15 protein-coding genes and 2 pseudogenes are annotated in these 18493 nt (G+C 72.8%); 7 read left to right on the top strand and 10 right to left on the bottom strand.

Annotated features, from left to right (window positions below):
- Window positions 1-112: 112 nt before the first annotated feature.
- Window positions 113-307, bottom strand: a complete 195-nt coding sequence (locus tag ACWC21_RS02625) for a hypothetical protein (protein ID WP_450877350.1) — start codon at window positions 305-307, stop codon at window positions 113-115.
- A gap of 164 nt (window positions 308-471) precedes the next feature.
- Between ACWC21_RS02625 and ACWC21_RS02620 the strand changes: the two genes are divergently transcribed.
- From ACWC21_RS02620 to ACWC21_RS02605, 4 genes are all read left to right on the top strand, one after another.
- On the top strand, window positions 472-1362 hold the full coding sequence (locus ACWC21_RS02620; RefSeq protein WP_450877348.1) for a Dyp-type peroxidase domain-containing protein: 891 nt from the start codon (window positions 472-474) through the stop codon (window positions 1360-1362).
- Window positions 1363-1486: 124 nt separating this feature from the next.
- Window positions 1487-2698, top strand: a complete 1212-nt coding sequence (locus ACWC21_RS02615; protein WP_450877346.1) for a HoxN/HupN/NixA family nickel/cobalt transporter — start codon at window positions 1487-1489, stop codon at window positions 2696-2698.
- A 138-nt stretch (window positions 2699-2836) separates the two neighbouring features.
- Complete coding sequence (locus ACWC21_RS02610; RefSeq protein WP_450877344.1) at window positions 2837-3325, top strand: DUF5709 domain-containing protein; 489 nt, start codon at window positions 2837-2839, stop codon at window positions 3323-3325.
- 226 nt (window positions 3326-3551) lie between these two features.
- Entirely contained in the window at window positions 3552-4091 is a 540-nt protein-coding gene (locus ACWC21_RS02605; protein ID WP_450877692.1) for a GNAT family N-acetyltransferase, read from the top strand.
- Between the two features lie 97 nt (window positions 4092-4188).
- Here ACWC21_RS02605 and ACWC21_RS02600 read toward each other — a convergent pair.
- The 4 genes and pseudogenes from ACWC21_RS02600 to ACWC21_RS02585 all read right to left on the bottom strand — a co-directional run.
- Window positions 4189-4350: pseudogene (locus ACWC21_RS02600) on the bottom strand (IS110 family transposase); the annotation flags it as partial.
- A gap of 66 nt (window positions 4351-4416) precedes the next feature.
- A complete protein-coding gene (locus ACWC21_RS02595) occupies window positions 4417-5397 on the bottom strand; it encodes a CehA/McbA family metallohydrolase (protein ID WP_450877342.1) in 981 nt (326 codons plus the stop codon).
- 398 nt (window positions 5398-5795) lie between these two features.
- Window positions 5796-5999: pseudogene (locus tag ACWC21_RS02590) on the bottom strand (FAD-dependent oxidoreductase); the annotation flags it as partial.
- 137 nt (window positions 6000-6136) lie between these two features.
- Complete coding sequence (locus ACWC21_RS02585) at window positions 6137-6343, bottom strand: hypothetical protein (protein ID WP_450877340.1); 207 nt, start codon at window positions 6341-6343, stop codon at window positions 6137-6139.
- Window positions 6344-6543: 200 nt separating this feature from the next.
- On the opposite strand from ACWC21_RS02585, the gene ACWC21_RS02580 reads away from it, so the two are divergent.
- From ACWC21_RS02580 to ACWC21_RS02570, 3 genes are all read left to right on the top strand, one after another.
- Complete coding sequence (locus ACWC21_RS02580; protein WP_450877338.1) at window positions 6544-8388, top strand: glycoside hydrolase family 15 protein; 1845 nt, start codon at window positions 6544-6546, stop codon at window positions 8386-8388.
- A gap of 153 nt (window positions 8389-8541) precedes the next feature.
- Window positions 8542-10041, top strand: coding sequence for an FG-GAP repeat protein (locus tag ACWC21_RS02575; protein WP_450877336.1), 1500 nt, complete (start codon window positions 8542-8544; stop codon window positions 10039-10041).
- 96 nt (window positions 10042-10137) lie between these two features.
- Window positions 10138-10374 carry a hypothetical protein gene (locus ACWC21_RS02570; RefSeq protein ID WP_450877334.1) on the top strand — a complete coding sequence of 79 codons (237 nt, stop codon included), beginning with the start codon at window positions 10138-10140 and terminating at the stop codon, window positions 10372-10374.
- Window positions 10375-10609: 235 nt separating this feature from the next.
- On the opposite strand, the gene ACWC21_RS02565 is transcribed toward ACWC21_RS02570, so the two are convergent.
- The 5 genes from ACWC21_RS02565 to ACWC21_RS02545 form a co-directional block, all read right to left on the bottom strand.
- A complete protein-coding gene (locus tag ACWC21_RS02565; RefSeq protein ID WP_450877332.1) occupies window positions 10610-13345 on the bottom strand; it encodes a SpoIIE family protein phosphatase in 2736 nt (911 codons plus the stop codon).
- Window positions 13346-13506: 161 nt separating this feature from the next.
- Window positions 13507-16005, bottom strand: coding sequence for a SpoIIE family protein phosphatase (locus tag ACWC21_RS02560; protein ID WP_450877330.1), 2499 nt, complete (start codon window positions 16003-16005; stop codon window positions 13507-13509).
- A 112-nt stretch (window positions 16006-16117) separates the two neighbouring features.
- Complete coding sequence (locus ACWC21_RS02555) at window positions 16118-16795, bottom strand: 2-phosphosulfolactate phosphatase (protein WP_450877328.1); 678 nt, start codon at window positions 16793-16795, stop codon at window positions 16118-16120.
- A gap of 34 nt (window positions 16796-16829) precedes the next feature.
- Window positions 16830-17117 (bottom strand): YkvA family protein, encoded by a 288-nt coding sequence (locus ACWC21_RS02550; protein WP_450877326.1) that lies wholly within the window; start codon window positions 17115-17117, stop codon window positions 16830-16832.
- 88 nt (window positions 17118-17205) lie between these two features.
- A complete protein-coding gene (locus tag ACWC21_RS02545; RefSeq protein WP_450877324.1) occupies window positions 17206-18381 on the bottom strand; it encodes a hypothetical protein in 1176 nt (391 codons plus the stop codon).
- Between the last annotated feature and the right edge of the window lie 112 nt (window positions 18382-18493).

Genomic DNA, 18493 nt, shown 5'->3' with positions numbered 1-18493 from the left:
TGCGTCTCTGCCTCCCCGTGCGTCTTGCCGTGCCTGTCACGACTACAAACGTGTAGACCCGGCTTTTGCCCCGCCATTGCCGCTTCATGACCAGTCGACTACACGCCTGTAGTCAGGTGGCGGCGGGCTGACCGGCGACGCCGACCAGGGCAGCGGCACCGAACTGGCCACCGCCGACACCGACCTGGCGGGCACCCGCGAACTGCTCACCGTACTCGAGCCGCTGCTCACCAGTCGTGCCCCGAAGCTGCTGCCCACGGTCGACGCGGACATCACCCGCCTCCAGGCGCTGCTGGACGCGGCCCACCGTGGCGACCGGTGGACCCCTGTCGACCGGCTCGGCACGGCGGCCCGGCAGCGGCTGAACGGAGTCACCGGACAGCTGCTGGAGGACCTCGCCCCGGTCCCGGACCTCCTCGAGATCCGGAAGTCCGCCTGATGGGCACGCACACGCAAGAAGGGAACCCCTCCATGTCCTCGGCGTCCTCGGCGTCCTCGGCGTCCTCCGCGTTCGCGGCCGACACCCCGGCCGGTGCGGGCCGCCGCTCCTTCGTGCGCGGCGCACTGAGCGCGTCGGCCGCGGGCGTGGCCCTGGCCGGCGGAGGATTCGCACTGGGCCGGAGGGCCGGCTCGGCCCAGGCGCAGGCCGCCGAGGCGGGCGGCGCGACGAAGGTCCCCTTCCACGGCACCCACCAGGCGGGGATCATCACCCCGGCACCGGCCGCCGCCACCTTCGTCTCCCTCGACGTCATCGCCGACACCCGCGCCGAACTCGCCGACCTGCTGCGCACCATCACCGCACGGGCCCGTTTCCTGACCGCCGGCGGCATACCCGCCGACCTGGGCGTCGGCGCCCCGCCGTCGGACAACGGCATCCTCGGCCCCGAGGTGCCCGCCGACGCGCTCACCGTCACCGTCGGCGTGGGCGCCTCCCTCTCCGACGACCGCTACGGTCTCACCAGGACCAGGCCCACCCGGCTGACGCCCACCGGAGCCCCGCTGGACGGCGCCAAGGAGACCGACATCCCCCGGTACGCCAAGGACCCGCACGGCACGGCCATCCCGCTCGACGCGCACATCCGGCTCGCCACCCCGCGCACCGCCGCCAGCGACGACTCCCGGATCCCCGGGCGCGGCTGCAACTACGACCGGGGCGTGGACGACGTCGGCAACCTGGACATGGGGCTGGTCTCCTGCTGCTACCAGCAGGACGTCAAGCGGCAGTTCGAGGCCACCCAGGCCCGGCTGATCGACGAACCCCTCGTCGACTGCATCTCCCCGACGGGCGGCGGCTACTTCTTCGCTCTGCCGGGTGTCAGGGACTCGAAGGACTGGCTGGGCCGGGGGCTGCCGGCGGTCTGACTTTCCCTCCTCATGGCCAAGGCCTGCCCCCGGTTTTACTGCACATGACTTGCAGGTACTGGATGATGGCACAAGGCTGTGGATGGCAGCCGCTCGTGCCCGACCGAAGGAAACAAGCACCCCGATGACGGCCGCCCCTGATTCCGCTCCGACCCTCCCCGCACAGTCCGGGACGAAGCGCTCGGCCTGGCACCGCGTCCGCGGCTCCATGACGCGGCAGGAGTGGATCAGGGCCGGCGGCATGGCCGCCGTCGTGCTGGGGCTGCACCTCGTCGGCTGGTTCACACTGGTGGCGGTCGTGGCGCCGCAGCACTACAGCGTCGGCGCCCGGCCTTTCGGCATCGGCATCGGCGTCACCGCGTACACACTGGGCATGCGGCACGCCTTCGACGCCGACCACATCGCGGCGATCGACAACACCACCCGCAAGCTGATGGGCGACGGGCAGCGGCCGCTGTCGGTCGGCTTCTGGTTCTCCCTCGGCCACTCCAGCGTCGTCTTCGGCCTGGCCCTGCTGCTGTCCCTGGGCGTGCGCACCGTGGCGGGCCCGGTCCGCGACGACGACTCGCGGCTGCACGACATCACCGCCCTGATCGGCACGACGGTCTCGGGGACGTTCCTCTACCTCATCGCCGCGATCAACCTCGTCATCCTGGCCGGCATCTGGAAGGTGTTCCGCCGGATGCGCTCCGGCCACTTCGACGAGGCCGCCCTGGAGGAGCACCTGAACAACCGGGGCTTCATGAACCGCCTCCTCGGCCGCGTCACCAAGTCGGTGCGCAAGCCGTGGCAGATGTACCCGCTGGGCCTGCTCTTCGGCCTCGGTTTCGACACCGCCACGGAGATCGCACTGCTCGTGCTGGCCGGATCCGGTGCCGCCTCCGGCCTGCCCTGGTACGCGATCCTGTGCCTGCCCGTGCTGTTCGCCGCCGGCATGTCGCTGCTCGACACCGTCGACGGCTCGTTCATGAACTTCGCCTACGGCTGGGCGTTCTCCCAGCCCGTCCGCAAGGTCTACTACAACCTGACCGTCACCGGCCTGTCCGTCGCCGTCGCCCTGCTCATCGGCACGGCCGAACTCCTCGGCCTGCTCGCCGACCGGTTCGCCCTGCACGGCCCGTTCTGGGACTGGGTCGGCGGCCTCGACCTGAACGTACTCGGCTTCGTCGTCGCCGGCCTGTTCCTCGCGGCCTGGGCCGCGGCCCTGCTGGTGTGGAAGGTCGGCCGGATCGAGGAGAAATGGACCAAGGGGCTGAAGGAGGCGACAGGGACGGCGGGACCGGCCCGGCCGGTCGAGCAGGGGGGAGAGGAGCCGGCCGCGGCGAGCGCCCGGTAACCGCCCGGTGAGCGCGGCGGACCGCAACTCCCTCGCAGGTCAGGACGATTGGGGCACGGGGGATTAGAGGCCGGGCTGCGGGAAACGCGGACCGGGAACCGCGACAGCACAGGCGTCGAGCGACGAAAGGGAGCGGCGATGAGCGACCAGCAGCCGGAACAGACCCCGATGGCGGACGACGCGTACCAGCCGACCGGGAACAACGAGGACCAGGAGGACGCCGCGCCCCTGGACCTGCAGGACGCGCTGGACGAGCGGACCTACGACGACACCCTCGACGAGGGCTATTCGCCCCCGGAGAAGCCGCTGGGCGCCACCCGCTACGGCACGACCGCGGCCGAGCAGCACGAGGGCGAGAGCCTCGACCAGCGGCTGGCCCAGGAGCGGCCCGACGTGTCACCGCCTCCCGGGGACGCCGTGGGAGACCTGCCGGGCGGTGACGGCGAGCCCGTCGACCCCGAGGCGGGCACCGGCCGCGCCGGCCGACTCGTCGCCCCCGACGAAGGCGCCCACCCCGACACCACGAAGGAGAGCGTCGCGGAGGACGTGGGCATCGACGGGGGAGCGGCCGGTGCGGAGGAGGCGGCGGTGCACGTCGTCGAGGACGAGACGGAGCTGCCCGAATAGCCCGCGCCGCTTCCGGGGCGGGGCCGGTCGCCAGGAGCCGGACCGGTGAGCGCGCCCCTCCCTGCGGGCTGCGGCCTTTCCGCCCGTCGGCCTCAGCGCGGCCCGGCCCGTACGCGCCTGGGCAGCCTGGTGTGGGCCATGCGGTCGAGACGCCACAGCCTGCTCATCGGCCGTTCGGGGACCGCGAGTCTTGATCAGCACTGAGGCCGCTGCTTGGCTGGCCGACATGAATGATCTCGGACCCATTGCGTGGCCGCCTGCACCGATCAAGACCGAGAGGCTCGTGCTGCGTGAGCCCCAGGCCTGGGACCGTGCGGCGTTCATCGAGCTGCACGCCTCGTCGCAGGTGCACACCTACCTCGGCGGCCCCCGCCCGCGTGACGAGCTTGAGCGCGAGATGCCCGAGGTGCCCGGGCGACGGCCCGGGAGTTTCGTCGTCGAGCTGGACGGTGCGATGATCGGCCAGGTCCTGCTCAGGAGAGCAACGGAGCACCTTTGCCCCACTGCCGTGGGGAAGGTCGATCTCGGCTACCTGTTCCTGCCGCGGGCGTGGGGATTCGGGTATGCCGCCGAAGCGTGCGCGGCGGCACTGGACTGGCTCGAAGACGTCCTTCCGGGTGAGCCGGTGGTGCTCGCGACCCAGACCGCCAACGCCCGCTCGATGCGCCTCGCGGCGAAGCTGGGATTCACCGAAGCAGAACGGTTCCGGGCCTGGGACGCCGATCAATGGCTCGGCCTGCGGGCCCCGGTCAAGCACTCTGGTTGAGTTCGCGCTCGACAGCGTGGCTCTGTCGAGGTGTTGTTTTTCTCGTCGACGAAGTCGGTCGGGTCGGCGGGCATGCAGGCGCTGGAAGGAGCGGAGCAGCAGGCGCTGGAAGGAGCGGACCAAAGGATTGCTGTTCGTCGAAATGCTGCCGCGTCTTGAGACAGTGGTGGAGCTGGCCGAGAAAGTGGTTCAGCGAGTGCTGTTGTGCGGCGACATGCCAGTCTCCGTGCTCGTGTCGGCGTCGGTAGTGCGCGTTCGCTGCTCGAACCCGCCTGCAGCCTCATATGCCTCCGTCGCCTGCGCACCCTCACGGTGAAGCGAGCGGTCAGTTGAGGAGGATCGGATTGGTGAGCGCGGCGACGTGCCCGTCGGGATGGCGCACCTCGATGCGGACGAACGCCGAGTCCTGCGCCGTCGTGTCCCACTGCACCACACCCGCCCCCTCACCACGGAGAGACGCCCGGTGAACCTCCCCTCGATCGGTGTGGAAGCTGACGGTCCCCACCGGCACACCTCGTACTGCTGCCTGCACTTCCACTCGCCCACCATGAGCGGCGAGCCGTTCTCCCACCCCGGCAACGCGACCATCGGCATGGGCGGTGAAAGACACGTCCACGTCCGCCGACTCGGCGATCCAGCTGCGGCCGGCTCGGATTCCGGCCAGGACCGCCTCGGTGCTCAGCTCCTCGGCGAAGACCACGGTGTGAGGGATGCCGATCTGCCCCTCCAAGTGGGTGTCGCTGTTGCCCATCGCCGGCCGCCACAAGCCCGTGTGGAAGTCCGCGGCGAGGCTCCGCCCCCACTCCGCCAGGGCCGCCTCATTGTCGGCATTCCAGGGCCGGTCCGAAGTCCACAGTCCGTTCCACACTTCCACCACGTCGAAGCCCTGGAAGGGGAACATGAAGTCGCCAGACGGGTAGGGCGCATGCGGGTGCGCGACCACGCACAGGCCCCCTACTCGATGGACCTGATCCAAGCACTGACCGATCAGCCCGTCCCTGACCTGGTGGTTCCAGTCGACGACCTCACCGGGACCGATGCCGAGCGCGAGCCAGTGCCCGGTCTTCGTGGTTACTTCCTCACCGAGAAGGATCAAGAAGTCATCGGCAGCCAGGTCCCCCCATGCACCGGCGCCCGCAGCTGAGTTGTGCTCCGTCGTCGCGATGAAGTCGAGCCTGGCGGCACGCGCCCGAACCGCCAACTCTTCAGGGGTGAGTTCCCCGTCCGAGTGGACGGAATGGACATGGCAGTCCCCGCGGTACCAGGCCGCTCCGCGTCCGACCGCCCGCACCGGCGGGAAGCTCAAACTCGACAAGGCTCTCCCCTCAACTCCTGTCACGCCAAGGCGCAAGCAGGCAAACCGGTTCCGCCGCGCCACTGAACAACCGCCTCAGCAGAGAGGTCAGACCAAGATCTCATGCGGAAACGATCAGTCGGAAGAATGCCGGAGCTGCCGCTCAGGGCGGAGTAGGCGCCCGGATTGCCTACTACCGGGGCGTGGACGGCGGCGATCCGCAGCAGGTCGCTGTAACGGGGAGTCGGCGTCGCCGCCCTCGATCCGCTGCAGATGGCGTCGGCCAGGACCCGTGGCCGCGCAGAAGGATGCCTGGGTGAAGCGTGCGGATGTTCTCAGGCCGGCGATGCCTTCGCCCAGCTCGCGACGCCTGCCGGTGGTCCCGTCCGGGTTGTCGCGAGGACCTCGACCCGCTCGCTGAGGCCGGTGAGGTACAGCACCGCCTCGCGCAGCGTCTTGGAGGGAATGGTGCCGGTGTGGAGGGAGACCCCGCCGACCATGTCGGGGCGGTCGACGACCGCGACGCGGCGGCCCGGCTTGGCCGCGGCGATGGCGGCCTTCTGGCCGCCGGGTCCGGATCCGATGACGAGCATGTCGAAGTCGAAGCCGGGCATCACCGGAGTCTGACAGCCCCCGGGCCCGCAGCGGAAGTGTGCACGGCGAACCACCACCCGGCGCGGCCGGCGGCCGCGCGGCGGACACTGCCGGATTCACCGGCGGGGGCGTCGTCGCCCCCGCCGCGCGCCGCGCCTCAGGGCAGCAGCTTCTCCATGGCGGCCGGGCCCTCGGCCGCCAGCTTGCGCTGGGCCCACTCGAGGTTCGCCGGGGTGACGTCCCGGCCCGTCGCCAGCACCAGGTCCTCCGGCGTGACCTGGCCGCCGGAGCCGGTGTGGAGCAGCGAGTCCGGGGTGCACAGGTCGTCGGACGACCGGGACGTTTCGGGTTCTGACGTCGACATGATGCCTCCTCCTCGGGCCCGTACCGCCCCTGCCGCGGGACCGGGGCCCACTCTCACGATTCACCGCTTGGCCGCGCCCTGCATCCCGAAGGGGGCGAGGCCCAGCGTCCGGAGCTGACGAGGTACCTGGACCCGGCGGAAGGAAACCTCGGGGCCCTAAGCTGGAACCAGCCCGTTCGCCCGCAGCCGGGAGGCCGCACATGGCCGAGACGCAGCTTTCACAGGACGTACCCCGGAGCACGAGCCCGCTGCCGATCGCCGAGCACGGCCTGATCGGTGACCTGCGCAGTGTGGCCCTGGTCGGCAGCGACGGCACCATCGACTGGTACTGCTGTCCGGCCTTCGACGCCCCCAGCGTCTTCGCGGCGATCCTCGACGCTGAGCGCGGCGGGGCCTTCCGGCTCGCGGCGGCCGTGCCGTCCCGGACCAAGCAGTTCTACTTCCCCGACACCAACGTGCTGATCACCCGGTTCTTCACCGAGGACGGCGTCGGCGAGGTACAGGACTTCATGCCCGTGAGCGGAGAGTCCACGGAGCCCTCCGAGGCCGGCCGGCACCGGCTGATCCGCCGCGTCCTGTGCGTCCGCGGCACCGTACCCTTCCGGGCCCGGGTCGCTCCGCGCTTCGACTACGGCGCCGCCCCGCACACCCTGAGCGTGCTGGGCGACACCGCCCTCTTCGAGTCCCCGGACATGTCCCTGGCACTGACCGCGACGGTACCGCTGGAGAGCGACGGCGCGGACGCGTGCGCCGACTTCAAGCTCACGGAGGGGGAGACCGCGGTGTTCGCCCTGGACCAGGTCGGCGACCGGGTCACCCCGCGCGGCTGCGCACACGCCGAGGCCGAGCGGCAGTTCGCCGCCACGGTCGCCTACTGGCGGCGCTGGCTCTCGCAGTCCCGCTACCGCGGCCGCTGGCGCGAGATGGTCCACCGCTCCGCCCTCACCCTGAAGCTGCTCACCTACGCGCCGACCGGCGCGATCGTGGCCGCGCCCACCACCAGCCTCCCTGAGCAGGTGGGCGGCGAGCGCAACTGGGACTACCGTTACGTGTGGGTCCGCGACGCCGCCTTCTGCGTGTACGCCCTGCTGCGGCTGGGCTTCTCCGGTGAGGCCGCGGCGTTCATGCGGTTCGTGACCACTCACATCAGCCCCGGCGACGGCCGCGCGTCCGGTCCGCTGCAGATCATGTACGGCATCGACGGCCGCACCGACCTGCCCGAACGCGAACTGCGCCATCTGTCCGGCCACCAGGGATCGGCTCCGGTCCGGGTCGGCAACGCCGCCGCCGACCAGCTCCAGCTCGACATCTACGGCGCCCTCATCGACTCCATCTACCTCTACGACAAGTGGGCCCAGCCCATCTCCAGCGACCAGTGGGACGACGTCTGCCAGCTCGTCGACTGGGTCTGCGACCACTGGGACCAGCCCGACGAAGGCGTCTGGGAGACCCGCGGCGGACGCCAGAACTTCCTCTACTCCCGCCTGATGTGCTGGGTGGCCATCGAGCGGGCCATCCGCCTGGCCACCCGGCGCGGCCTGCCCGCCGACCACCGGCGCTGGCGGCAGAGCCGGGACACCATCTACCGGCGGATCATGGACCGCGGCTGGTCACCGCGGCGCCGCGCCTTCGTCCAGCACGAGGGAGGCGACGTGCTGGACGCCTCCGTGCTGATGATGCCGCTGGCCAAGTTCATCGCCCCGACCGACCCCAAGTGGCTGTCCACCCTGGACGCCCTGACCGAGGAACTGGTCTCCGACTCCCTCGTCTACCGCTACGACCCGCAGGCCAGCCCGGACGGAGTGCGCGGCGACGAGGGCACCTTCTCGATCTGCTCCTTCTGGTACGTCGAGGCCATGGTGCGGGCGGGCCGGCTGGAGGAGGCACGGCTGGCGTTCGAGAAGATGCTCACCTACGCCAACCATCTCGGCCTGTACGCCGAGGAGATCGGCCGTACCGGTGAGCAACAGGGCAACTTCCCGCAGGCGTTCACCCACCTTTCCCTGATCAGCGCCGCCTTCAGCCTGGACCGCGCCCTCGGCTGAGGGCGCGGAGCGTCACGCTCCGGCAATGTCTGTCACCGGAGCGTAACAGCGGGGCGCGGCACCACAACTCCCCTTGGGTGTCCCGTGTCGAACAGGACGTCGGCCATCAAACGGGATCCGACGGGACGTCAACCGACCATGGGGGAACGGGACATGACCCGCATCGCACGCACGACCCGCCGCACCGCGGCCTCCGCCGCGGCCACGGCCGCCTCCTTCCTGCTGCTGGCAGGCGCCGGCATCCTGGCCGCACCGTCCGCGTTCGCGGGCGTTCCCGGCGGCACCAGCGCCGCCGACCGGAACAGCGACTTCAACGGCGACGGCTACACCGACGTCCTCACCGGCGTCCCCGAGGGAACCGTCGACGGCAAGAAGGGCGCCGGATACGTCACCGTCCAGTACGGCGCCCCGAACGGCATCGGCACCAACAGGACGATGCCCAAGGGCCGCACCGCGGTCATCAGCCAGTCCACCAAGGGTGTGCCCGGCACCTCGGAGGCCTGGGACGACTTCGGTCAGGCGGTCGCCACCGGAGACCTGGACGGCGACGGCTACGACGACGCGGTCATCGGCGCGCCCGGCGAGGACGAGGGCAGCGTCGCCGACGCGGGGCGGGTGACCGTCCTGTACGGCTCCAAGGCCGGCCTGGGCGCCGAACGCACCGCCACCGTCACCGCCGCGAAGCCCGCCCGCCTGGCCCGGTTCGGTCTGGCGGTCGCCGCCGCCCGGTTCACCGGGGACACGGACGCGGACCAACTCGTCGCCGTCGACGAGAAGGTGGGCCTGACCGCCTTCACCTACCACGCGGGCGTCCTCCGGCGCGTCGGCGCACCGCACTCCACCGGCCGCAAACTGCAGCCCGCCTCTGTGACCACCGGCGACTACGACCGCGACGGCTACGCCGACCTCGTCGTCTCCGGCTTCGCTCCCGGTGACTCGAGCCAGGGCTGGTCCGCGTACTACGCGGGCGGCGCCGAGGGCCTGGGCTACCGGCGGGACCTGCAGGGCGGCCTGGGAGCGGCCTCCGGGGACATCAACCGCGACGGCTACGACGACCTCGTCGTCGGCCAGCCCAGCGCCTCCGACGTCGCGGACGCGCCGGGCGGCCTGGTCGGCGTCTACTACGGTGGCGAGGACGGGCCGGCCGGCACCCAGGACCCCGGAACACCCGCGCAGTGGTGGTCGCAGAACTCCCCGGGGGTGCCCGGCACGGCCGAGCAGGGCGACGCCTGGGGCGCCGACCTGTCCGTGGCCGACGTGAACGGCGACGGCTATGCGGACGTGGCCGTCGGCGCACCCGGCGAGGACGTGGGCACGGTCGCCGACGCGGGCGCGGTGTGGCTGCTGCGCGGCACCGCGAAGGGCCTGACCGGGACCGGCGCCCAGTCCTTCGACCAGAACTCCCGCCGGATCCCCGGCATCGCCGAGGCGGACGACGACTGGGGCGCCCAGGTCCGGCTCGCGGACACCGACGGCGACGGCCGTGCCGAACTGCTCGCCTCGGCGCCCGGTGAGAACGCGGGGGACGGCGCGGTGTGGCTGCTGCCCGCGGGCGGCGGCGGCCTGCTCGCCGACGGCTCCTGGGTCTACGGCGCCGCAGCCCTGGGCGGAAACGGCCACGGTGCCCGGTTCGGTGCGGTCATCGACGAATAGTCCCGGTCCGGGCCGGTGTGCCCGTCGGGCGCACGGGTACTCGGTCGCCTGTCGGAAAGCACAGCGACGCTGGGTCAGGAGATGGAGGCAGTTCCTATGACCAGCAGCACCGAGACCGGCGACGTCACCGGCACCCGGGACAAGGACTACAACCTGGTCTGGTACGTCGAGGCGTGTCTGAGCAACGCTCTCCGCCTCGATCAGTACATCCAGGACGCGGAACGCGACAAGGACCAGGAGGTCGTCGACCTGTTCCGCAAGGCGCAGGCGGACAGCCGCAAGGGAGCCGAGCTGGGCAAGCAGCTGCTGCGCTCGCGGCTGAACGGCGGCTGACGCACACTCCGCGGCTCAGGCGAAGCGGGAACCGGCCACCGGTCCGGCAGAGGGAAGGCGGCCCCGGTCCCCGCGAAAGCCAGACGCCGCGCACGGCCGTGACGAGGGCGGCGAACGCCTCGTCACGGTCCACCGGACCCGGCCGTCGACGAATGCGACGGCCGGGTCCGCTCGTGCGGTCCCGCGTTCCCGACGCGCTCTTCCGCATTCCCGGCGCACTCCGCCGACGCCGCTCTCACGGCATCGCCTGCTCCGCCCAGATGATCTTGCCGGTGGGGGTGTAGCGGGTGCCCCACCGCTCGGCCAGCTGCGCGACGAGGAACAGGCCGCGACCGCCCTCGTCGGTGGTCGCCGCGTACCGCAGGTGCGGTGAGGTGGTGCTGCCGTCGGACACCTCGCAGATCAGGGCCCGGTCACGCAGCAGCCGTACGCCGATGGGCCCGCGGCCGTACCGGATGGCGTTGGTGACCAGCTCGCTCAGGATCAACTCCGTGGCGAACTCCAGGTCTTCCAGTCCCCACCGGCCCAACTGCCGGGCCACCGCGGCCCGTACCTCGGAGACGGCCGCCGGTTCGGACGGCACCTGCCACTCGGCGACCCGGTCGGCGTCCAGGGTGCGGGTGCGGGCGACGATCAGCGCGACGTCGTCGCTCGGCCGTGCGGGCAGCCGGTCCAGCACGGCCCGGCAGGTGTCCTCGGGGGAGTCCCCGGCCCGTTTCAGGGCGCCCCGCAGCAGCTCCAGGCCCTCGTCGATGTCCCGGTCCCGGTCCTCGACCAGACCGTCCGTGTACAGCACCAGCCGGGAGCCCTCCGGCAGTTCCAGCTCGGCCGCCTCGAACGGCAGCCCACCCAGGCCGAGCGGCGGCCCGGCGGGCACTTCGGGGAAGTCGACACTCCCGTCGGGCCCGACCAGCGCGGGCGGGGGATGACCCGCCCGGGCGACGGTGCAGCGGCGGGAGACCGGATCGTACACCGCGTAGAGACAGGTCGCCCCGGTGACCACCGCGGCGCCGTCCGCCGGCGTCTCGTCCTGGTCGATCCGGCCGACCAGCTCGTCCAGCAAAGCCAGGAGCTCGTCGGGCGGCAGGTCCAGCGCGGAGAAGTTGTGCACGGCCGTGCGCAGCCGCCCCATGGTGGCCGCCGCGTGCAGCCCGTGCCCCACCACGTCGCCCACCACCAGCGCCACCCGCGCCCCGGACAGCGGCAGAACGTCGAACCAGTCGCCCCCGACCCCCGCCTGCGCGGGCAGGTAGCGGTAGGCGATCTCCAGAGCGCCCTGTTCGGGCAGGGAGCGGGGCAGCAGACTGCGCTGCAGGGCGACCGCCATGCTGTGCTCGCGGGTGTAGCGGCGCGCGTTGTCGATGGACACCGCGGCACGGGCCACCAGCTCCTCGGCGAGCGCCACCTCCTCGGCGTCGAACGGCTCGGGCTTCTCGGAGCGCCAGAAGTTCGCCACGCCCAGCACCAGGCTGCCCGCCCGCAGCGGCACGGTGACCAGCGAGTGGATGCCGTACTCCACGACCTGCTCGGTGCGTTCCAGATCCTGCGCCAGCCAGCCCTGTGCCTCCTTCAGCCGCGGTTCCACGACCGACTGGCCCGCGGCCAGACTGCGGGCCTGCGGCGAGGTCGCCACGAACCGGATGCGCCGGCCCACCGGATACAGCGGCGCGTCCGCACGGATGCCGCTGCACGCGGTGCGGCGCAGGGCGGTCCCCGGCTGCGGCTCCGCACCCTCGATCACGGCGTCGAACAGGTCGACGGTGGCGAAGTCCGCGAACCGGGGCACGGCCAGCTCCGCGAGTTCCTCCGCGGTACGGGTCACGTCCAGGCTGGTGCCGATGCCGACCCCGGCGTCGTACAGCATGTCGAGGCGTGCGCGGGCCAGCTCCGCACGGCCCGACAGGGCGCGCAGCTCGGTGGAGTCGCGCAGCGTGGTCACGCTGCCGGGCGGGCCGCCCCTGAGGTCCGTCGGCCGCTGGTTGATCGCCAGCAGCCGGTCCTTCACCAGATGCACCTCGTCGGTGGCGACCCGGCCCGACGCGAGCAGTCCCGCGGTGGCGGCGTCGAGGCCGAGTTCCAGCACATGACGGCGTTCGGCGTCCTCGGGCAGGTCGAGGAGGCGGTGCGCCTCGTCGTTGGCCAGCAGCAGCCGGCCGTCGTCGGCGACGATGAGGACGCCCTCCCGGACGGCGTGGAGCACCGCGTCGTGGTGCTCGTACATCCGGGTCATCTCGTACGGGCCCAGGCCGTGCGTCTGGCGCAGCAGCCGCCGGCTCACCAGGGCCGTCCCCGCGGTCGCCAGGGCCAGCGCCGCCGCGGCGGCGGCCAGCAGCAGCGGCAGCTGCTGGTCCGCGGCACCGCCGACGTGCGCCGTGGTGATGCCGGAGGACACCAGACCGACCACGGTGCCGTCGGGGGCCCGGACCGGGACCACGACCTGCACCAGCGGCCCGATGGTGCCGTTGACGTGCTCGATCACGGTGTGCCCGGCCACCGCGGGCGCGATCGTCCCCACGAACTTCTTGCCGATGCGGTCCCGTTTGGGGTGGGTGTAGCGGATCCCGTCCGTGTTCATCACGACGATGAAGTCCACCCGGCCGGCCTTGCGGGCGGCCTCGGCCCTCGGCTGGAGCACGGCCGTCGGGTTCTTGCCGCGCAGGGCCGCCGCCGTGCCCGGTGCGTTGGCGAACGTCTCGGCGACGGCCAGGGAACGGTTCTCGGCCTCGATGTCGCTGTCGTGACGGACCTGCAGGACCTGCGCCACCACCGCGGAGACCACCAGCAGCAGCACGATCACCACTTGGAACACGAAGACCTGGCCGGCGACGCTGCGTCCGCCCAGCGCCGACCGCAGCCCGCCGGCCCGTTCCGGGCGCGGTCCGGTGCCGTCCTGCCGCGGTGGAAGCGGCGCCTGCGGTTCTCCGGACCGGCGAACCGGCCGGAGCGCGGTCCGGCCCAACAGTCGGACCATGCCCCATGTCTACACTGCCCGGCTTCCGTAGGCGAGGGGCTGCCCTCGAGAAGACCGCATGTGCTCCGGGCAGCCCGGGGGGCAGGGACGGGCCGGCGTCGTGGGCCACGGGCGGCCCGAGGTCACCGCCGGTCGCCCGCCGCCGTCCGCCGCATGGCGAGCTACTGCCGGTCGCCCGCCGCCGTCCGCCGCATGGCGAGCAGCAGGGCGACGTCATCGGGGCGGTCGGTGGCGTGCCGGGCCGTCGAGGTGATGCGGTCCGCCACACCGGACAGGGAGCGGCCGCCCCGGCGTCCGGCGGCGGCACCCGCCCGGGCCAGAGCCACCCGCAGCGCGCCGATCCCGGCGTCGATGTCCGCGCCGGGCCGCTCGACGAGCCCGTCCGTGTACAGGGCGAGGATGGCGCCGGGCTCCAGGGTCAGCTCCGTCACCGGATAGCGTGCACGCGGGTCCACACCCAGGACGACACCGCCGGGAAGGTCGAGGACGCGGGTGCGCCCGTCGGGGGAGCGCAGCAGCGGCGGCGGATGCCCGGCGCGGGCGACCCGGGCCACCCCGGTGGCGGGGTCGAGGCGCAGATAGCAGCAGCTGGCGAACTGTCCCGGGTCGAGGTCGATGAGCAGGCGGTTCGTGCCGCTCATCACCTCGTCGGGCGGCCGGTCCCCGAGCGCGAAGGCACGGACCGCGCTGCGCAGCTGCCCCATGGTGGCCGCCGCCTGCACCCCGTGCCCCTGGACGTCCCCGATGACCAGCGCCAGACCGTCCCCGGCCTCCACGACGTCGTACCAGTCGCCGCCGACGTCCATGCCCTGGGTGCCGGGCAGATACCGTCCGGCGGTCTCCACCCGCGGATGCGCCGAGAGCCGCCGGGGCAGCAGCGCCTGCTGCAGTCCCCGGGCGAGCGCCGCCTCGGAGTCGTAGCGCTGCGCCTTCTCCAGGGCATGCGCGATCAGTCCGGCGAGCGCGGTGAGGACGGTGCGTTCCTCGGTGCTGAACCCGCGGTTGCGCTCGAAGCCCAGGATGCAGGAGCCGACCGGGCGCCCCGAGGCGATCAGCGGCAGGAAGGCGCGGGCGCCCTCCGTGGCGTCCAGGGGGATGCCCGGGTAGGAGGCGTTCAGTTGCTGCATGGACTCGAAGAAGATCGGCCGGCCCGTGGTGAGCGTCTCCACGCCGGGCAGGTGCGCGTCGAGGCCGACCCCGTCGAAGGGCGCGAGGAAGCCCTGCGGGAAGCCGGTCTCCCAGGCCAGGTACAGGTGCCGCTCCTGCAGCAGGTAGATCGCCAGACGCCGGCCGCCGAAGGCGGGCAGCAGCTCCCGCATGACGACCTCGGACACCTGACGGGCGGTGACGGCGTCGGTCAGCGCGATGGCGAGGGCGATGGGCCGGTACAGCGGCGCGAGGGAGGGGTCGACGGGGTCACCCGGTACGGGCTCGGCCGGTGGCAGGTCGACGGTCGTGTCCGCGGCCGGGTCCATCCGGTTCGCCGGAACGACGGTGCAGGTGAGCCCGTCCGGACCGGGATGGAGGGACATCGCGAGCCAGTCGCCGTCACCGTCTCCCGGCCGCCGCACGTGGAAGTGCACCGGTTCCGGGGAGAGCAGGGCACCGCGCAGGTGGTCCTCGTACGGCGGTCTGCTGAGCCACGGCAGGACGTCCCCGAAGGGACGCCCGAGCAGCCGCGCGCGCTCCTGGCCCAGCAGACGGGCCGCGGCCGGATTGGCGTAACCGATGACGCCTAGCCGGTCGAGACGGAACACACCCTGCGGCAGCGGGTCGGCCGCCGCGTCACCGGACGTGGCGGGGCCGGGTTCGAGCACCAGGCCCCGCACCGGGGACGGACCGGACGAGTGCTCCGGCGCCCACAGCTCCAGCAGCCTCGGGGTGCCGTCGTCGGTCCGGACGTGCAGCGGCAGCGGGGGCGGTCTCCCGGCGGCCGTCTCGGCGAGCGCCGCCGTGATCCGGTGGGCGTCGGCCGGGGCCAGGGCCCGGGCGAGGGCCTCCCCGGTTCCGGTGAAGTCCCCGGGGCGCCCGCCCAGCAGATCGTGCAGCCCGCCGTCCACGGTCACCACGGAGGTCGCCGGGTCCCACGTGAACCGGCCGACGGGCCAGGGCATCGGGGACGCCGAGGGCGGGCGTGCGCACAGCGGCTCCCCGTCCCAGACGACCGCGCCCGCGTCGCCGTTCGTGAGGAGGCGCAGCTCGGCGCCCAGCTCCTCGGCCAGCGGGACCAGGGCATCGGGGTCGGGCAGCTCGTCCGCTGCTTCCGTGGCCGCCGGACGCAGCACGGTCAGTACCCCCATGGCCGACTTCGCACCGGGCACGGGCACGTACAGCGATCCGAACTGGAACGGCAGACCGGCCGCGAGCTGAGGGTAGCGGCGTACCGTCTCGGTGGCGTTGGCCAGCACCACCTGGACACCGAGCCGGTAGGCGTCGGCCACCGGGAAGGGCTGTTTCACATGCAGCTGCCACCACGGCCTGAACAGCGGTCCGGGCAGCCCGACCAGTACCGCGAGCCGGAGCAGTCCTGGTGTGGTGGAGGGCAGGTACACACCGCTCACCCATCCGCCGGCGGTGACGAGAGCCTGCTTCGAGGCGTCGACGAGCAGCCGGGCCAGCCGTCCGCGGGCCCGGTCCGCGTGCTCCCCGCTCCCAGTCATCGCCCCTGCCTCGTCCGTGCGCCACCGGGTGGGTGACACAGCAAGAATGCGTCACGACGGCCGAGAACCGCACCTGGGCGGACGGTGGAGCTTCGCTTCCGGACGGCGTCGTTCACACCGCCCGGAGCACCAGCCGCCCCTCCTCGCGCCGGGCCACCATGGCGAACCCGCAGGTGTCCACCTCGAGGCACAGTCCCACGTCCTCGGGATGGACGCCCGCCCAGCCGCGCCGGACCCCGTCCGCGAGGCGGGCGGCGCCGCCGGAGTGCCGGGCGCGGGTGACATAGGGAGCCGGGTCGGCGGTGTCGGAGGCGGTGCGGGCCGCGATGTACTGGGCGCAGGCCAGGTCCTCCTCGGCCTCGCCGCCGTCGCCGGTGACGACGAAGGTGACCGCCGCGGGCCGTGCGCGGCGCAGGAGTCCCGCCGTCGCTCCGGCCACGGCGAAACTCGCGCACAGCAGGAGCCGGGCGTCGGCGACGGCCGGCGCGCCGGCGGTGCCGGCGGTGGTCTTCTGCACCACGGTGCGGCCCGCCAGGTCGAGCGAGCGGAGGCGGGCGGGGGAGTTGGCCAGGTCGAAGCCGGGCCTGGGCTCGCCGTCCTGGAAGGCCGGCCAGCCGGGGTGGCGGGCCTTCAGCTCCAGTGCCTCCTCGGCGGTCTGGGTGAACAGGATGCGCTCGGCCCCTTGCCGGAAGGCCCCGGCGGCCACGGTGAAGGCGCGCATCACATCGACGACGACGGCGACGTCGGGCGTCCCGGACAGACCGGGGATCCCGGTGAACGTGGGCTGCATCGCACCATGGTGGGCCGGGCCGGCCCGCGGGGCGTCAGGATTCGGCCTCGTCCGGTGGCAGCGGCCGGGCGGCCCGCATGCTGCGCAGGGCGAGGAGCAGAACGCCGATGTCGTCCAGGTATATGGGGTCGGGCAGCAGGTCGGTGGGAAGGACCAGATAGAGGACGGCTCCCCAGAACACCCAGCGCGATCCGGTGGGCAGCCCGGCCCGGCGCAGGTCCCGCCGGGTGCGCACCAGCCGTACCAGGACGGCCAGAGCCGCTGCCAGCAGGGCCGCCGCGACGACCGCGGCGACCACGAACCACGTCGTGGTCCCGTCCATGAGGCCTCCTCCCGGCCGCCTCGGCCCTCGGGCAGGCCGGTTCCCTCTCGCTTTCCCCGTACCGCCCGCCCTATCGCCTCCGGGCGGATTACGAGACGGGGCGCCGCCCCTCGCCCTCGTCGGTGTCGTCGGCGTCCTCCGCGCGGGCCGGGACAGGCGCCTGTCGCAGCCCCATGGCACTGAGCTTCAGTCGTTCGAAGGTCCGGGTGAGTTGCTGCAACGGGGACGCCGGCTGCTCGGCGGGCTGCTCGGCGGGCGGTGCGGGCTGCGCGTCCCGGTAGGCGGCCAGTGCCTCGCCGGCCCGCTCCGCGGCCTCCCGGTAGAGGTCGCGGGACTTCGTCATGGCCTCGAGCGCCTCGGCGTACTTGGCGACGAGTTCCCGGTGGCGGGCGAGGTCCTCCTCGACGGTCAGCAGTGTCCACCTCTCCCGCAGCCCGGCCAGCGCCTCCTCGGCGCTTTCGGGGAGCGGACGCGGAAGGGTGGTGAAGCGGCGCAGTACGCCGACGAGTTCGGCCGGTTCCGAGCCGTCCAGGAAGACGCTGCGCACCGAGAAGTCCTTGCCGTCGTACCCGGGCGGGGCCGGCTGTGGCGGCAGGACCACCGCACCGCCGCGCGGTACCTCGACGCCGAGGTCCTTCAGGGCGTAGTTGACGGCGCGCAGCTGGTGCGGGGCGGCCCGGTGCTCCACGACCCGGTGCCGCAGCCCCGGGGGCAGCAGGCGTGCCAGCGGCTGCTTGCCGCGTTCGTCCGGGGTCATCGCCTCGTGCACCACGACGTTGACGCACCAGGACTCGCGCGCCGCGCTCCGCAGGACGCGCCGCATGTCCTTGTCGTCGGCCGGGAGCGGGTTGACGTGTCTCAGGCGCAGCTCCGGCACGGCGTGGTGATGGTCCCAGGCGGTGTCCGTGCCGTCGGAGCCGTCCGGCCAGAACATCGTGGCGGGCGACGGCCACGCGTCGTCCCAGGGCCGCTCCGCCTCCGCGACGAGGGTCCACTCCCTGCCGTCCTCCGCGCTCTGCGGGGGCAGCAGGGTCAGGCGGGCCCGTACGGTCACCCCGCCCGGGGCCCGCCAGCGTGCTTCGAAGACCCGTCCGGGGGTGTCGTCCGGGTCCGGTGGCTCGGCGAAGTCGTCGAGCACCTCGTCCACCTTCAGCCGGCGCAGGGTACGGCGGAGGACGTCCTCGGCGAGGGAACCGGTGTGGCGGCCGCGGGCCAGCCACACGGTGCGGGGGGTCGTGGCGCGGTCGGTGGCGGAGTTCGACATGGGCCAATCTGCGGAGGGGGACGGGCGGGCGGCCTCCAGTATTGCGGCCGTTGATCGCGGCACCACAGGCGGGGGCCGCGTTTCACCGGGGCTCGTGTCGCGCGCACGGGGT

The sequence above is a fragment of the Streptomyces sp. NPDC001348 genome (genome assembly GCF_053597535.1).
This window is presented reverse-complemented; position numbering and strand designations above follow the sequence as displayed.

Bases quoted from the DNA above. Each gene is read 5' to 3' on its own strand.
- ACWC21_RS02620 (WP_450877348.1), top strand. From the start codon at position 472: ATGTCCTCGGCGTCCTCGGCGTCCTCGGCGTCCTCCGCGTTCGCGGCC.
- ACWC21_RS02615 (WP_450877346.1), top strand. From the start codon at position 1,487: ATGACGGCCGCCCCTGATTCCGCTCCGACCCTCCCCGCACAGTCCGGG.
- ACWC21_RS02610 (WP_450877344.1), top strand. From the start codon at position 2,837: ATGAGCGACCAGCAGCCGGAACAGACCCCGATGGCGGACGACGCGTAC.
- ACWC21_RS02605 (WP_450877692.1), top strand. From the start codon at position 3,552: ATGAATGATCTCGGACCCATTGCGTGGCCGCCTGCACCGATCAAGACC.
- ACWC21_RS02585 (WP_450877340.1), bottom strand. From the start codon at position 6,343: ATGTCGACGTCAGAACCCGAAACGTCCCGGTCGTCCGACGACCTGTGC.
- ACWC21_RS02580 (WP_450877338.1), top strand. From the start codon at position 6,544: ATGGCCGAGACGCAGCTTTCACAGGACGTACCCCGGAGCACGAGCCCG.
- ACWC21_RS02575 (WP_450877336.1), top strand. From the start codon at position 8,542: ATGACCCGCATCGCACGCACGACCCGCCGCACCGCGGCCTCCGCCGCG.
- ACWC21_RS02570 (WP_450877334.1), top strand. From the start codon at position 10,138: ATGACCAGCAGCACCGAGACCGGCGACGTCACCGGCACCCGGGACAAG.
- ACWC21_RS02565 (WP_450877332.1), bottom strand. From the start codon at position 13,345: ATGGTCCGACTGTTGGGCCGGACCGCGCTCCGGCCGGTTCGCCGGTCC.
- ACWC21_RS02560 (WP_450877330.1), bottom strand. From the start codon at position 16,005: ATGACTGGGAGCGGGGAGCACGCGGACCGGGCCCGCGGACGGCTGGCC.
- ACWC21_RS02555 (WP_450877328.1), bottom strand. From the start codon at position 16,795: ATGCAGCCCACGTTCACCGGGATCCCCGGTCTGTCCGGGACGCCCGAC.
- ACWC21_RS02550 (WP_450877326.1), bottom strand. From the start codon at position 17,117: ATGGACGGGACCACGACGTGGTTCGTGGTCGCCGCGGTCGTCGCGGCG.
- ACWC21_RS02545 (WP_450877324.1), bottom strand. From the start codon at position 18,381: ATGTCGAACTCCGCCACCGACCGCGCCACGACCCCCCGCACCGTGTGG.